At 37.8% G+C, this 16,473-nt stretch carries 11 protein-coding genes and 1 tRNA gene; 6 read left to right on the top strand and 6 right to left on the bottom strand.

The window, feature by feature from the left end; translation table 11 throughout:
- Positions 1–13: 13 nt before the first annotated feature.
- The gene (locus tag CWC11_RS00900) at positions 14–1,327 is read left to right on the top strand and encodes an adenylosuccinate synthase (RefSeq protein WP_058549304.1); all 1,314 of its coding nucleotides are present in this window, start codon (positions 14–16) and stop codon (positions 1,325–1,327) included.
- Between the two features lie 111 nt (positions 1,328–1,438).
- Positions 1,439–2,077, top strand: coding sequence for a tetratricopeptide repeat protein (locus CWC11_RS00895; protein WP_138681207.1), 639 nt, complete (start codon positions 1,439–1,441; stop codon positions 2,075–2,077).
- Between the two features lie 71 nt (positions 2,078–2,148).
- On the opposite strand, the gene CWC11_RS00890 is transcribed toward CWC11_RS00895, so the two are convergent.
- Positions 2,149–3,996, bottom strand: a complete 1,848-nt coding sequence (locus CWC11_RS00890) for a cation:proton antiporter (protein ID WP_058549306.1) — start codon at positions 3,994–3,996, stop codon at positions 2,149–2,151.
- A gap of 838 nt (positions 3,997–4,834) precedes the next feature.
- Here CWC11_RS00890 and proB point away from each other — a divergent pair.
- Positions 4,835–5,941 carry a glutamate 5-kinase gene (gene proB / locus CWC11_RS00885; RefSeq protein WP_058549307.1) on the top strand — a complete coding sequence of 369 codons (1,107 nt, stop codon included), beginning with the start codon at positions 4,835–4,837 and terminating at the stop codon, positions 5,939–5,941.
- On the top strand, positions 5,938–7,185 hold the full coding sequence (locus tag CWC11_RS00880; RefSeq protein WP_058549308.1) for a glutamate-5-semialdehyde dehydrogenase: 1,248 nt from the start codon (positions 5,938–5,940) through the stop codon (positions 7,183–7,185). The genes proB and CWC11_RS00880 overlap by 4 nt, the downstream gene beginning before the upstream one ends.
- 55 nt (positions 7,186–7,240) lie before the next feature.
- Here the strand turns inward: CWC11_RS00880 and CWC11_RS00875 are convergent, their stop codons facing one another.
- The 4 genes from CWC11_RS00875 to CWC11_RS00860 all read right to left on the bottom strand — a co-directional run bounded on the left by CWC11_RS00875 (position 7,241) and on the right by CWC11_RS00860 (position 14,238).
- Positions 7,241–9,439, bottom strand: a complete 2,199-nt coding sequence (locus CWC11_RS00875; protein WP_138681222.1) for a two-component system response regulator — start codon at positions 9,437–9,439, stop codon at positions 7,241–7,243.
- A 71-nt stretch (positions 9,440–9,510) separates the two neighbouring features.
- Positions 9,511–12,669, bottom strand: coding sequence for a hybrid sensor histidine kinase/response regulator (locus CWC11_RS00870; protein ID WP_249330628.1), 3,159 nt, complete (start codon positions 12,667–12,669; stop codon positions 9,511–9,513).
- A gap of 44 nt (positions 12,670–12,713) precedes the next feature.
- Complete coding sequence (locus CWC11_RS00865) at positions 12,714–13,976, bottom strand: ABC transporter substrate-binding protein (protein ID WP_138681205.1); 1,263 nt, start codon at positions 13,974–13,976, stop codon at positions 12,714–12,716.
- Between the two features lie 186 nt (positions 13,977–14,162).
- Positions 14,163–14,238 (bottom strand) — tRNA-Ala (locus tag CWC11_RS00860).
- Between the two features lie 165 nt (positions 14,239–14,403).
- Between CWC11_RS00860 and CWC11_RS00855 the strand changes: the two genes are divergently transcribed.
- Positions 14,404–14,811, top strand: a complete 408-nt coding sequence (locus CWC11_RS00855) for a putative periplasmic lipoprotein (protein ID WP_058549312.1) — start codon at positions 14,404–14,406, stop codon at positions 14,809–14,811.
- 1 nt (position 14,812) lies between these two features.
- Positions 14,813–15,313 (top strand): prolyl-tRNA synthetase associated domain-containing protein, encoded by a 501-nt coding sequence (locus CWC11_RS00850; protein WP_138681204.1) that lies wholly within the window; start codon positions 14,813–14,815, stop codon positions 15,311–15,313.
- Here CWC11_RS00850 and CWC11_RS00845 read toward each other — a convergent pair.
- Positions 15,280–16,428: an MFS transporter gene (locus CWC11_RS00845; RefSeq protein WP_138681203.1), complete on the bottom strand. Its 1,149-nt coding sequence runs from the start codon at positions 16,426–16,428 to the stop codon at positions 15,280–15,282. The genes CWC11_RS00850 and CWC11_RS00845 overlap by 34 nt on opposite strands.
- Positions 16,429–16,473 lie beyond the last annotated feature (45 nt).

Here is a 16,473-nt window from a genome sequence, read left to right as displayed (position 1 = left end):
AAGTGAATTTACGATGGGTAAAAACGTTGTTGTATTAGGCACCCAATGGGGTGACGAAGGTAAGGGTAAGGTTGTTGATCTCCTTACAGACAAAGCATCTTTAGTAGTTCGTTATCAAGGTGGCCACAATGCGGGTCATACTTTAGTTATCGACGGTGAAAAGACAGTTCTACACCTTATTCCATCGGGTGTATTACGTGACAATGTTAAATGTGTGATTGGTAATGGTGTTGTTTTATCACCAGAAGCGCTAATGAGAGAGATTGGCATGCTTGAAGAACGTGGCGTACCAGTACGCGACCGTCTTTTAATAAGCGAAGCATGTCCATTAATCCTGCCTTTCCATGTTGCATTAGATGTAGCCCGTGAAACTGCACGTGGCGATAAGCCAATTGGCACTACAGGCCGTGGTATTGGTCCAGCGTATGAAGATAAAGTGGCACGTCGTGGTTTACGCGTAGGCGATTTATTTAATCCTGAGTTATTTGCAGCTAAACTAAAAGAAGTTCTTGAGTACCATAACTTCACATTAGTTAACTACTACAAAGTAGACGCTGTAGATTTTCAAAAAACGTTTGATGATGCAATGGCTGTTGCAGATATCTTAAAAGCAATGGTTGTTGATGTAACTGAGCTTTTAGATCAAACACGTTTAGCAGGCGAGCACATTTTATTTGAAGGTGCACAAGGTACATTACTTGATATTGATCACGGTACTTACCCTTATGTAACGTCTTCAAATACAACTGCTGGTGGCGTTGCTACAGGTGCAGGTTTTGGTCCATTAAACCTTGACTACGTTTTAGGTATTATTAAAGCGTACACAACTCGTGTTGGTTCTGGTCCTTTCCCTACAGAGCTTTACGATGGTCTTGATAAGCAAGATCCAGTGGGCAAGCACTTAGGTGACAAAGGCCATGAGTTTGGTGCTACTACAGGTCGTCTTCGTCGTACTGGTTGGTTAGATGCAGTGGCAATGCGCCGTGCAGTTCAAATTAACAGTATTTCAGGTTTTTGTTTAACTAAGCTTGACGTTTTAGATGGCTTAGAAACACTTAAAATCTGTACTGGCTACCAGCTTGAAGATGGCACAGTTACAAACGTAACGCCATTAGCAGCTGAAGGTTACGAGAAAGTAACACCGGTATACGAAGAAATGCCAGGTTGGTCTGAAAACACAGTTGGTGTAACTAGCCTTGAAGGCTTACCAAAAGCTGCGATTGACTACATCAAGCGTATTGAAGAAATCACAGGTGTTCCTGTTGATATTATTTCTACAGGCCCTGACCGTGTAGAAACTATGGTACTTCGCAACCCGTTTGCATAATTACCAAAGATGAAAAAAAAGCTGCTTTATGCAGCTTTTTTTGTATCTAAAATTCACCTTGGAACGATCTTTGTATATTATTTGGTAAGTCTATTTTTGTACGTGGTGAACATGCGCCTATTTTTAAAAAGCTCAGTATTGGCTGTACCGTTACTATCGCTATCTTTATTTATAAATACCAATGCGTTAGCAGATGAATCTCCTGCGGCGGTCCCTTTATATACTGAATCAGAACTTATTGCGCTTATAAATAAAAATACACATTTGCAGCGAGTAAAGGCAGATGATTGCCAGTTAGTACAAGATATTGAAGCGCGAGCCAATAAAATGGCATTGCCCTCTTATCAATTCTTATATGGCGATATGCTAGCTTATAACGTATGTGTTGAACGAAATGTAGAGTTAGGCGTGTATTACATGCGAAAAGCGGCTGAGCAAGGCTTAGCGGCAGCCTTAGAGCAATTAGGGCGCTACTACGACACTGGCCGATTAGTTCAGCAAGATAAAGCGATGGCCATTACGTATTTACGAGAGGCATCATCGCAAGGAAATTTAAAGGCGCAGCTACGTTTAGTGAAGTTGTTTAACAATGGTTATGGTAGCCCGCGTGACTTTGAGGATGCCTATAGGTGGCTGTTTAATTCAATGGTGGCTGATAAAGCGACACATAAAAAAATTGAGCGAGCACTGAGCAAGTTAGCGCAAAAAATGCCAGATAGCGTAGTTGCTCGAGCTCGTCTTCCAATTTAATGGGCTCTTAAAAAACAAAACCCTAACTTAATAAGTTAGGGTTTTTGTATTTTTACAGTGAGTGAAAAAGTTTAACTTTCTTCTTTAGCCTTATTTTGTGGATCTTTTAAAACCGACATTTTAGGAGGCTGTAATGCAACAATACGTTCGCCCTCTTGAGGTGGCTTTTCCATATTTATTGTAAATGGTCTTAGTTTAACAGGTGTATCTTCATCGCTGTCCTTGTCGCCTTTCAATATGAATAGCGGTATAGCTTCAGGGTTCATTTCTTGGTATTTTTCCCAATCAAATTCTTCTGAAATGCGCGTTGCGCTTACTTTACCGCCTTTAGCTATAATGCTACTTAAGCGTGCGTAAGAGCCATCATCACCAAATAGTATTTGTCTTGATAAAAATGTGGCACTGTCTTTGTTCGCCTTTGCGTGAGAAGTTGATGAGCGCAAAGAAAATACATTTTTCTCATTTAATAAATGAGAGAAATACTGCACACCCAGCGCATTATGATGTCGGTTTGGCGACAACGCTAATACACTGCGAATAGTGGTTAATGGTAAATAACGTTCTGCATGCTCAGACTGTGGGTTACCATAATAACAAGGCAATCCGTCCATACGCGCCATTTTACAGTTTTCCCATGCTGGATCTGACAAGTGAACAGGTATATTTTGCTCTTTTAAGCCCCGACCAATAGCACGCGAGACATGGTTAGCCCCAATAATTAAAATAGTATTAGGTGACGGTTGGCGCACACCTAACAACTTAGCCACAGGTATTGCTGTTAAGCTTTGTAATACAACGGTGATAATAATTACAGTAAATATCAGTGGCACCATTTTTTCAGCATCTGCAACACCAGCTTCCATCATACTTAGCGCAAATACAGAGCCTACTGCGGCTGCAACAATACCCCTAGGTGCTATCCAAGAAAGTACTAGGCGAGACTTCATTGGTAAGTCGGTACCAAAAGTTGATATTGCAATACACATTGGGCGAGCAATAAATAAAACAACAGCTAAAAATATAAATACGTCGCTATCGAGCATCATTAAATCAGAGAGTTGTAATCGTGCAGCAAGTAAAATAAACAGTGTTGATATTAAAATCATCGACAAGTCTTCTTTAAACTCTAATACAGAGTCTATTTCTAAATCGTCTTGATTTGCTAACCAAATTCCAAATACGGTAACGGCTAATAAGCCAGACTCATGACTTAAGTAATTTGAAACAGAAAAACTAATTAGTACGAGCGCTAAAATGCCAAACTTATGAAGTTCAAATGGCAGCCATTCACGGCGCATAAGCTGTGTTGTAACCCAGCCTGCTACTACGCCTATACTTAAACCAACACCGAGCGTTTTAACTAGAGCAATAATGGTGTGACTAAGCACTTCGCCCTGGCCTACAAGCATTACGGCTTCAAAAACCAGTACCGCAAATAATGCACCGATAGGGTCAATAACAATCCCTTCCCAGCGTAAAATACGGTCTATGTCTTGAGTAGGGCGCATGGAGTTTAATAAAGGGGCTATTACTGTAGGGCCTGTTACAACGAGCACTGCGCCAAGCACCGCGGCAACTCGCCAATTAAGTTCTAATAACCAATAAGCACTTAGGCTAATAATAATACAGGTTGTGAGCATTCCTATGGAGCATAAGTTGCGCACCACCTTGCTAATGCCCTTAAGTTCCCTGAAATGTAAGGTAAGTGACCCCTCAAATAAAATAACTGCCACACTTAGTGACACAACAGGAAACAGCAAGTCGCCTAAAAGCGCATCAGGGTCTAAAACACCACTAAATGGTCCGAGTAAAAGACCAGTAAGCAATAAAAACAGAATAGCGGGCACTTTAAAAGCCCATGCTACCCACTGGGCAAGCACAGAGCAAAGTGCGATACCGGCTATATAAATTGCTGACATAGAATAAAAATTCCTTATTGATGACGATATTTAAAAGTATAACTTTTGTTAATTATTAATACAGGGGTATACACGTGAAAGTTTAGTTTTACTAATTTAATTTTAGCTGCTTAGGAAATATTAGTAGGCATTAAGGTTTTTGCGAGAGATTTATTAGTTTAATTTATTGAATTTTAATAAAAAATCATAGCTTTTAAACGCCTCACATTTATTTAGCACGAATTTTAACCTTGATTTTAAAGCATAAAGTAGCGTATTATACTTCGTGTTCTAATAATTAGTTATCTAATTATGTTTATTTAAGAAAAAGCGGCGCTGTTAATACTAACGTCATTTTTAATCTTTATAATCAGGTGTTAGTGACTAAATAGACATTAGAGCACTAAAAAATATCATTTACTGAACTATTGGTATGGTTTTACTAAACAAGTTTATTTAACTTTTTAAATAAATAAAGGTTTGAGTTGAACTATTACTTTCAATATTTTACCCCCATCGTGGCGGTTAAATCTCGGTCCTTTGGTCTTCACCCTATCTGTTGGTGTATCAGACTTTAGAGGCTCTATGTATGTTGTTAATAAAAAAGCCACACACAGTTTTTTACAGCGATGCATAAACAACACTTTTAAATTTTTTAATTAGTGCTACTCAAAACCTGAGTTGTTGCTATTTTTTATATGACCTTAAATTTAAAGCCATGGCTTTAGATATGGTTTTTGTGTGTGCGTAAAAAAGTGTTTTAAATGATTAAATAAATTCGCAGCTATGTTTATAAACGTGGCTACTAAGTTTTAGCTCGCGCAAGCTGAGCACAAATAAAATGGAAAGTTGAACATTTATGCAAAAGTTAAATTGGCGACGTATCGTACTTAAAGTAGGTAGTGCATTAATAGCACCAGATCAAGATGGCTGTCGTTCGCGCTACATATTAACCATCGCACAGTTTATTGTTCGTTGTCGTGCCCGTGGCATTGAAGTTATTTTAGTTTCATCGGGCTCAGTTGCTGCTGGGTCGCACTTGTTTCCTTCAGATAAGCCTCGTACAGTTGTTATGAAAAAGGCAATGGCAGCAGCAGGTCAAACAGAAATGATTGCTATGTGGGACCGCTTTTTTGATTTTCCTTCAGCGCAGTTATTATTAACACATGGTGATTTGCGCGATCGCGAACGCTATCAAAGTATCCGCGAAACCGTATTTACTTTGCTTGAACACGGTGTACTGCCAATCATTAATGAAAATGATGCGGTAACAACTGATGATTTAAAAGTGGGTGATAATGATAACTTATCAGCAATGGTGGCAGCGGCTGCAGATGCAGATGCATTATTGATATTTTCAGACGTTGACGGGTTGTATGATAAAAACCCTAATTTGCATGATGATGCTATTTTATTACCTGAAATTAAATCAATTGATGAGTCTATTTATGCTATGGCAGGATGTGCTACAAGCTCTGTAGGAACTGGTGGCATGAAAACAAAAATTGAAGCCGCTGAAAAAGCAACATCACACGGAATTGCTACTTATATTATTAACGGTTTTAAAGAAGAGACATTTACTCGCTTATTGGCCGGTGATAACCCTGGTACAGTATTCTCACCATATGAAAAACCAATGCAAGATTCTGTACATTGGATGACGCATACTGCAAATGAGCAAGGTGAAGTAGTAGTAGATGGCTCATTTGATGAGTCTCTAGAAGGTGAAAGCGGCTGTATTCGCGGTGATGAAATTATGGAAGTACATGGTGAGTTTGCCGTTGGCGACACCATTTTAGTACGAAGTGAAGATGGTACGCGTTTAGCCAAAGCGACCGCAAATTATAGTAGCTGCTTGTTAAACTTTATTGCAGATAACGAGCAGAGTGAATTTAGTGAAAAAATGCAGGACTCAATTGGTCCTGTAATTTCTGAAAAAGATATCGCATTATTGGAGAAGTCATGAGTTTAATTACGGATATATCACGCCAAGCAGCAAAAGCTGCGACAACACTTGCTTTACTCGACACCGAGACCAAAAACCAAGTGTTAACAGAAATGGCTCAAGCGTTACGCGCACAAAAAGCGTTTATTATTAAAGAAAACGAAAGTGATTTAAGTGCTGCTCGCGATAACAACTTGGCAGCGTCTATGATCGATCGCTTAACTTTAAATGACGAACGTATCGAAGCCATGGCTGAAGGTATTGAGGTAATTGTAAGTTTAGATGATCCTGTTGGTCAGCTACGTGATATTACTGAGCGTCCAAATGGCATTAAAATTCGTAAAATGCGAGTGCCTCTAGGCGTTGTGTGTATGATTTACGAAGCACGCCCAAATGTAACCGCGGATGCGGGTGCTCTTTGCTTTAAATCAGGCAATGGCGTTATTTTACGTGGTGGTAAAGAAGCACTTAAAAGCTCACAAGCTATCGCAAGCGTAATGCACAGTGTGCTTGAAAAACACAATTTACCTACTTCGCTTATTTCTGTTATTCCTGATCCTGACCGTGCTTTATTGATGGAATTAATGCAGCAACGCGAAAGCATTGATTTAATCATTCCTCGCGGTGGTGAAGGCTTAATTAATTTTGTAACCGAAAACAGCACAATCCCTGTTATTCAGCACTTCAAAGGTGTGTGTCATTTATACGTAGATAAAGATGCTGATCTAGAGATTGCGCTTAACTTACTACTTAATGGTAAAACACAGCGTACAGGTGTATGTAATGCACTTGAGGGTTTAGTTGTTCATCAAGATGTTGCTGATGAATTTTTAAACTTATGTGCTGTAGTATTACGCCAAGAAGGTGTAAAAATTAATGCCGACAGCACTGCAGCAAAATATTTTGATGATGCAACCGTGCTAGCAGATAACGAATTTGGTGAAGAATACTTAGACCTTGAAATTGCTATTCGCGTAGTGCCAACTTTCAGCGCTGCGGTTGATCATATCGCTCAGTTTGGTTCTAACCATACCGAAGTGATATGTACTAAAAACGACACAACAGCAGAGCTGTTTCAACGTAGTGTTGATGCATCAGTAGTTATGGTAAATGCATCATCACGCTTCTCAGATGGCTCTCAACTTGGCCTAGGCGCTGAAATTGGTATTGCTACGACCAAGCTGCATGCATATGGTCCTATGGGCTTAGAATCACTAACAACTGAAAAATACTTAGTTAATGGTGTAGGGCAAGTTCGCGAATAATAGCTGCGGACTAGTCAAAAAAAGCCGAGCAGTTTAACTGCTCGGCTTTTTAGTTTTACTCTAGTTTTTCTAACCAGTCACTTGCAGGCTCTGGCTTATGTAAATAATAGCCTTGTAAAATTACTTCAGGGTACTCTTTTAATAAATCAAAATGAGATTGGTTTTCTACCCCCTCAGCGACCACTTCTAATTCAAATACACGGCCTAAGCTTACTATCATATCAATTATTAATTTATCGTTATTATCTGTCGGTGCATCAAAAACGAACGAGCGATCAATTTTTAGCTCCTGGATCGGTAACTGCTTTAAGTAGGTTAAGCTTGAATACCCAGTACCAAAATCATCAATTGATACGCGCACACCTAAATTTTTAAGCAAATGTACTGCCTCAACAGCTGATTCCATATGATTAAGTAATGTGCCTTCAATAATTTCTATTGTTAGCTGATTTGGCTGTATATTATGTTTCTCAATTTCGGTTTTTATTTGAGATAAAAAGCGTGGCTCGTGGAAGTGTCTGCCACTTATATTTATAGAAAGGCTTAAGTCACGGTGACGCTCATCTAAGCTCTCAATAAGTTTAAGTCCATTGGAGAGTACCCAACAGTCTAGCTCATAAATGATGTCAGATTCTTCAGCTATCGGAATAAATTCAGCAGGGCTAATAAAGCCTTTTTGCGGATGTATCCACCTTAACAGGATTTCGGCGCCTTTTATTTGTTGTTTGCTATTAAACTGAGATTGCACATAAAGAGTTAGCTCATTTTGAGAAATAGCTTTGCGTAAATCCTGCTCTATTTCAAAGCGTCGCCTTGCTTGTTCTCCAAATGAATTATCAAAAAAAGTAACTCTGTTACCACCTTTTTCTTTTGCTTTATAACAGGCTGCTTCACAGTTTCTTATTGTTTCGATTGCATTTTCCCACTGATCTTCACGCGGGAATATATAAGTTCCTATACTAATAGTAATGCTAATTTCTTGCTCATCAATTATAAAAGGGGCATTAATAACCCTTAACAGCTCTTGGGCTTTTCGCTCTGCTATTTCTTGTGTTCTAAGTCTTCCTATCCCTTTATCAACACTACTTAATGCTGCAAATTCATCACTACCTAGGCGAGCTATAACATCTTTTTTATCAAGCTTTGCATGGATGCGGTTGGCCAGCTCTTTTAATACTTTATCTCCGGCTAATAAACCTAGTCCATCATTTATAGAGTGAAAACTGTCAATATCAATAATGTAAATATAGGCATAATTGTTTTCTTGAGAGCAGCTTTGTAATTGTTGTTCTAGCTGCTTTAAAAAACCATTTCTGTTAGGCAAGGCCGTAAGTTCATCGTGCCATGTTAAATAGTTAATTCTTTCTTGGGTAACTTTAAGGCTCGAAATATCACTAAATACACCAATAAAATGTATATTAGTGTCTTGTTCGCCTTTAACCATGCTTAACGTTAAAAGCTCGGGGTATAGTTCACCGTTTTTGCGCCTTGTAACAAGCTCTCCACTCCAATATCCGGCCTTGTTTGCATGCTGCCATACGTTATTAAAACTAATACCTGGTTGATTATTTTGTTTTAATTTATGAAGTTGAGTGCCAAGCGCTTCTGGTTCACTAAACCCTGTAATTCGGCAAAACGATGGGTTAACAGCAATTATTTCACCTTTAGAGTCTGTTATAACAACGCCATCTGCTGTGCTCGTTAGTGCTTGATAAAAGAGTTTTTGTTTAGACGATAGTTGCTTTAACTCTTCTTCTCTTTCACTTAGCTCTTGAGCTAGTGCTTCTATCTCTAAGAGCTTGTCGTGCAGATCAAAGTTTTTTTCAATTAGTCTATCAAGCATACCTTGGGAGGTAATATGTGTGCGGATTCGTGCTCTTACAAGCGCAAGCTTGTATGGTTTGTGAATGTAGTCAATAGCCCCTAATGTAAACCCATGTTCTTCTGAATCTTCATTAGTCATTGCAGTAACAAAAATTATTGGAATACCTTTAGTATTTTGTCGCGACTTTAATGTTTTACACACCTCATAGCCGTCCATACCTGGCATCATAATATCAAGCAGTATTAAATCAGGCCTTGTTGACTCTATAAAAACGAGGGCTTGTTCGCCGCTAGTTGAAATCCTTACATCATAATCGGTAAGTAATCCTTCAACTAAAACATGCAAATTATTAGGCTCATCATCCACAATTAGAACTAGTGGTTTATGTTTTTTATTTAGATAATCGCTATTTTTTTCAGCCGGGTACATCAAATGCACATTTAATCCTTTTGGAGATGTTGACTCATATAACTTAGCTTAGTTTTTTTAAATTGGCTAATTTAATTATCATTCCGGTATTGAGTTATAAGTTCGATAACAAGTTGATAGTTAAATTGATTTACAGCTGCTTTAAGCTGCAATAATGGATGTGGTGCTTTAAAAGCTGAAGTATTCAAGTTCTTTAGTAAATCATTCGGAATTGGCTTGGCACTTATTGCTAATTCATAAATGGTATCTATAGATTCATCAATATTATTAACATCGGTTACGTGCTCACTTTCGTTAAACTGTTGAGTAAGTAAATATTGTTTAATTGCACGAAATGTAAGTGTGAGTTGTTCATTTAACTGTATAAATAAAATGGGTTCTTTATTATTTATTTGCGCCTCAACGTCTTTACTAATTAGCTCTAATTTTTCAAGCCCTAAAGTGCCTGCTAACCCTTTTAGTGCGTGTGTGTTTCTAGCAAGTTCGGCACTACTGTTAGTATCTAGGAGCTTTTTGAATTTGAGGCTAAAGTTTTCGTAATCACTTGAAAATTGCTCCAAGAGCTTATTAACGAGTCGTCTATTTTGTTCAAGATTGTCTAAAGCTATGGGTATGTTTAATAACATTCTATTTTTATCGGTGGTTAAATGCTTTTTTATACACTCATATAGCGAATCAAAAATAAGAGGTTTAGTTAAAAAATAATTCATCCCTGCATTTATTGCTGCTTTTTTATCTTCCGGAAGTACTGCAGCTGTTAATGCCACAATAGGAAACAGCTCCTGATTTTTCCTAAGGGTTTTTGTTGCTGTTATGCCATCCATGACAGGCATTTGTATATCCATAAAAATAATATCAAAGACGTGTTTTGCCACTTCTTCAATTGCTTGTTGCCCGTTGAGTGCACTAATCACTTCTATATCTAATTTCTCTAGCATTCTAGTTGTTACCTCAATATTGAGAGGGTTATCATCAACTATAAGCGCTTTATTACCTGTAAATTGAATAAGGTTTTCATGAATTGCTTGCTCAGTGGGGATGCTTTTCGGAGCAAGCAATTTTAACAGCTCAGAGTGGCTATAGCTTTTAGTTATGATATGAACATCATTTGGCATGCTACTTAAATTAGGTGTATCCGTATCAGTGATAATGGCAATTATTTTTAATTTTTGAGCGCCATTTTGGGCACTTTCAATTAGCTTTTGTAAAATAATACTGTTTTTAGCTTCTTCTTCGTTAAGCGTTAAAATCGCGATATCAAAAGGAGAACTGGGCTGGGATACTTTAGCTAGTGCCCTAAGTGGTTCTTGAGTTGTCTCTGGTATTATATCAATACTCGTAAGTAAAGAGATTAGCTGGCTCGTTTGTGCTTTATGTTGTGTGATTAACAGCGCTCGTTTTTTTAATTTATGCTGCGCCGCAATTTCAAATGGTAGGGTAAAGTAAAACTCACTCCCTTTACCTTTTTCACTTCTGGTCTGTATTTCGCCGCCTAATATTTTTGTAAATGCTTGGCTTATTGTAAGGCCAAGCCCAGTTCCGCCATATTCTCGAGTGGTAGAGGCGTCGCCTTGATAAAAGGAATTAAATATCTGCTTTTGTTGCTCTGCATCCATTCCTATACCAGTATCTTTAATGCAAAAACGCAAATTTATAATGTTTTTTTGTTGTGCAATCGTTTCTATAACTAATTGAATTTTTCCATACTTAGTAAACTTAATTGCATTGCCAATACAATTATTAATTATTTGGTTTAGATGAAAAGGGTCGCCTATTAGTTCTAGGTTAGGATCTGCATGAAGGTTAAATTCTAAATTTAATCCCTTTTGGTTTGCACTGTCTTTAAATAGATTTGCCGTATTTTTGATAATTGAATCAAGAGTAAAAGGTATTTTTTCTACTTTTATTTTTTCAGACTCAAGTTTAGAAAAATCTAAAATATTATTTAATATATGTAGTAAGTTATGAGCACTAGAATAGGCTTTATCAGCATAATGCTGCTGCTTCGTTGCAAGTTCACCATCTCGTAATAGTTGCAGCATACCTAAGATACCGTTCATGGGTGTGCGTAGCTCATGACTCATATTTGCTACAAAATCACCTTTCATTTTATTCGCACTTTTAGCTTGTGAAATGGCAACGGTTAAATCTTTATTCATCGACTCCATTTGTATATTTAGTGCTTGGGTTTCTATGAGTAACTCTTTGGTTTGCGTGTTTTTTTCATAAAGAGTATTAGCAGCTTTGATTACGGAAGCTATTTCGCTTTGGTTTTGGTTGCTATTATTAAAGGTTATTTTTTTTTCGTTACTCATATCATTCAATAATGTAGTTAACTGAGTGATAGGTTTAATAACGGCATTAAAAATAAAGTAGCTAGTTATAATAATAATTATAGTAATTAATGCTGCGAATACGTTTGCTTGGTCTGTATTACTTTCTAATTGTGAGCTTAATTTTTTTTCTGTTTCAGAGAGCTCTTCATGTTCGATATTTTTTACTTGAGTGGTTAAGTAAAGCAGCTCGTTTTCTATACCAGTTAGTACTACATTGGTTGAAAATGTATAGCTACGGGTGAGTAAAACAAGCTGGTTGTAAGCCTTTTTTAAATCTGCAGCTTTACTTAAAAATGAGTTGTTTTCATCGCTGATTTTAGTCAACTTAGTCTGCAGGTGGTTTAAATTTTGTTTCACATTTTGTGCTTCATCAAAATTAGGCTTGTATAAGTAGCTCACCACCGCGTGCTCTAGGTTACTAACTGTGAGTAGTGTATCTGTGTAGACAGTTTGATCAGTCGCATTTATTTGTAAGTGTTCAATCTCAATGATTAATGACTCTATTGGATGGCGAAATTGCTCAGAATATAGACGTTCTCTTTTGTTTCTATTAAGTACGGTTTGATTAAATGTTTCCTTATAATTATGTAAGTATTCATCAAGGCGCGTTAATATATTTTGATAATCTAGGGATCGTTGTGACGTGCTTTTTTTTAGTTTTTCTAAGCTTTTATTAGCGTCGTCAAAATACAGGTTAAACTTTTCAATTGTGCTTTTGTTCGCTTTATCAATAAAAGCAATTGCTTGGCTTTGTAGAGAAATTACCTCGTTTTCAAGTTGAGTTACATTACTACTTTGAACAAGCGCATCGTGCTGCGCTTTTTGTAAAAAAAGTAATGTATTTTGCGAATAATTAAATAAGTAGCTTTGAATGATCAGTAAACTAATTAGCACACACAGCGCTAATGTTATTTTTGATTTTATTGAGCGAGTTATCATTACCGGCTAATCAACTCATACCATTTTTGCAAGCTGTAGTCGTAGGTAGGCATTACTGAATTCCATACTGCAACATTACTAAATCGCTTTATATAGCTGCCTCCATTTCTATGTTCTCCAGCTTTAATTGCTATATCTCCGCTGGTATTTAAAAGATCAATTGGAGTTTTTTTGCCGTCATACCAAAAATCCCATTCAGCTTGGGATAAAAGACTCTTAGAGCGTTCAGGGTTACTAATATAATAACCTTGTCGAGCAATGAATGCGCCTGGCCAGCCAGAAAGCCACCAGTTCATATAATCGTAAGCTGCGTCTTTTACGCTACCTTGTGTTTGTGACGATAAACACATAACACCATGCCAACCTCTATAGCCTTCTTTAGGAGCGGCAAATCGTACATTTACATTTTGGCTATTTAAAGCAGAAACAGCAGGCGAGAACATGCTTTCTATGTGAGCTCGGTTACTTTTCATAAATTCAATAGACTCAGGTACTGAGTTCCAATAGCCACTAAAGTGACCTTGGCGTTTATAATCTAAAAGAATACTGAATAACCGGTCAAGTTCAGAGCGTGTCATTGCGCCAATATTTTTAAATTTAATTAACCCCTTACTTTGTGCAGCTAAAGCAAGGTCGAATAAACCTATGGTGGGGGCATTTACTATCGCAACTTTTCCTCTATTGGCTTCATCTAGTAACCAGCTCCAGCTCTCGGTTTCGTAAGCAATACCGGGCTTTATAAATTCAGTGTTATAGCCAAAGGAGTCAACATTATGTACATAGGGTAAAAAGCTAATGGAATCGCTTTCTTGTGCACTTAAAGTGCCGTTTTCTTGCACGTTAAGTAATTTATAAGGAGCATCTCCAGCGCCTATATTTGCATTTTCAGTGAGTTTACCTGTTTTCGTTAGCGAGTTTATTTCGTTAAAGTGAGATAGGCGATTTTTCGCTATTGGCTGTATAGAGCCCGCATTCCAAAGTACGTTTATACTGTTTGACCATTGCTCGTATAAATCAAAAGAGCCTGGATTCATTGACGCTTTTTGTAGCACCGTTGCGCTACCTGCAGGGGAGAACTCTATATTAATACCTAAATCGCTCATGGCTTGCTTACGAATGGCCTCTTGCAGAGTTACGTGGGTACCTAACACTCTTAAAGTTACTTTTTTGCGGGCGAATACATAAGGCACATGTGTAATAGCACCTGCTGTTAACCCTATCGTTGCTAACTTTTTTAAAGAGGAGCGTTTATGCCGATCCATGTTAAGCCTAAAGTATTAATATGTTTGACATTATGTATAGCTAACAACATGCAAAGACACAAGTTGACGGCACAATATAAAAATTATAATTAATAAAAAAAGAGTATAGGGTTAAAGTGGTAAAACAGGCTGATATTTGAAAAATTATTGAAAATAACAAAGGATATAAAAGAGGGGGTAGGAAAGTGGTGGAGCTAAGCAGGATCGAACTGCTGACCTCCTGCGTGCAAGGCAGGCGCTCTCCCAGCTGAGCTATAGCCCCACATTCCTAAATTACGTATTTCGTAATTACTTGGCTGCTGAGTTCCAAGCGGGACGAACTTTAAGTTTTTTTATAAAATTGGTCAAGTATTTTTTCGTAAATTTTCACTGTTTACGTTAATTTTTGATAGACTCAGCTTAATTCAACACTAAAACGATAAAAACAATGAAAAAATCTGTTCTAGCGCTTATGGTTTTACTCGCTGGTTGTGCCACAAATGACGAGCCGCCTTTTGAAATAAATAATAAACAGTTTCACGAAAAGCAAGATGAGCAAGGCAATAAGTTGTTTGCATATGTTGTGTCGGTTAAAGCAAAGCATCGTAGTAATATTAATTTAGATGATGGTGGCGGGCGAGGCGGTAAAAACAGGCCAAGTCGCTCGGATGTAAAGCGTTATATTGAGCAAGAGCATTTTGAAGAGTCGAGTGTATTAAAGTTACAGTTAGAAGATCAAGCTGTTGAGCTATTAAATGAAGAGCTAAAGTCGCGTAATTACTGCCCAAACAAGCACGAAGTAAATGAAGTGCTTTGGCGCGATTTAAGTGTACAGCTTAGAGGGCGTTGTTTGTAAAATGTTAGCTGATAAAGCAAAGCTAGCTGAAGCACTGACTCAGCTAAATATAAATTACGATGTAATAGAGCACCCGCCATTGCACACAAGTCTTGATGCAGATACCTTTATGGTAGAGCGCCCCGGTACTCGGCTAAAAAATCTATTTTTACGCGACAACGAAGGGAAGCGTCATTTTTTAGTTATTACAGCGCACGATAAGCAACTTGATTTAAAAACGTTAGCTAAACAACAAGGTTTATCGCGATTAGGGTTTGCATCAAATGAGCGCTTAGCTCGTCACTTAAAGGTTGAGCCTGGGTGTGTTTCTATGCTGGCTCTTTTTAATGATAAACAAAACAATGTTAACTTGTGGATAGATCAAGATATTTGGTTTGGTGATTTATTTCATTGTCACCCGTTTGAAAACACACAAACATGGTTATTAAAAAAAACTGACTTAGAAAGCTTTTTTAATTATACCCAGCATCAGCCACGGGTGGTTTTTTTACCATCTAGGTAGGCCCATATAATGAGCATAAATCCACATAGACAAACACATAGTAAGGTAAACATAAACGCTGTTTGCCCATGATGCTGATACACCACTCCTGGTAATAACGACCCAAGCGCACCTCCACTGTAGTAAAACGATACATAACCACCATTTGTTACACTTGGCGGTGCTTTGCTTATTTTATTAACGAGTGGAGCCGCCGTAGAGTGAATAACAAACATAGCGCCACAAAATAAGGTAAACGCAATTAAAAAAACAATTAGCTGGTGGCTCATTAATAATAAAATACTCATGTTATAAAAAATGAAAATTGCCGCCAGTAAATGCCAAGGCGTAGGGGTTTTTTTAAGTAGCCAAGGGGCTGCAATAGATGCCAGTGCGCCAATTAAGTAGCCACTGTACACTAAGCCAATATCCCGCGTGTTTGTTATTTTAAAGGTATGCTGCAAAATAAAAGGTAAATAGTTTAAAAGCGCTGCAAAACAAAAAAACATGCAAAATACTGCGCCATATACTTTTAATACCGCTCCTTCTTTAAGTTGTTTAATGTAATCAAGAGGTGAGAGCGCTTCGCTGATAGGCGGCTTAATAAAGCGTGAGTGGTTAATGCTCAAAGCCAAAGAAATTAATGCAAAGGCAATTACATAGTAAAAACTTTGCCACTGCCACAGGTCACTAAATAAAGCTGCTAATACGCGACCAAAATAACCACCTATTATGCTACTGCCTATGTATAGCGTCATATTTTTTTGCAAGCTATCAGCGGTATAGCTCATTCCTATATAGCTGGTCATCGCGGTGAGTGCTGCTGGAAGCGTTAAGCCTTGCAAAAATCGAACAAGTAACAGTAGCTCAAAGCTTGGCGCGTAAATAAAGAGTATGCAGCTAAAACCTAAAACAATCATGGCAATGCGAAGAATTAAAAGCGGGTTACGCTTAGCTAACACTAATCCATACACGAGTGGTGCAATAGCTAAAGGCAACATGGTTACGGTCATTAAACTGCCTGCAAGTGCAGGCAAAACATTAAATTCATTAGCAAACAAGCTAAGTAGAGGCTGCGGGGCGTAAAGCACAAAAAATATAAACACAGAGCATGCTAGTAAATGAAATAGACGCATTGTGAAACTTAGAATATGGGTAGATAAGTTAACCAAAGTATATTA

The sequence above is a fragment of the Pseudoalteromonas sp. S3178 genome (assembly GCF_005886985.1).
Taxonomy (GTDB): domain Bacteria; phylum Pseudomonadota; class Gammaproteobacteria; order Enterobacterales; family Alteromonadaceae; genus Pseudoalteromonas; species Pseudoalteromonas carrageenovora.
This window is presented reverse-complemented; position numbering and strand designations above follow the sequence as displayed.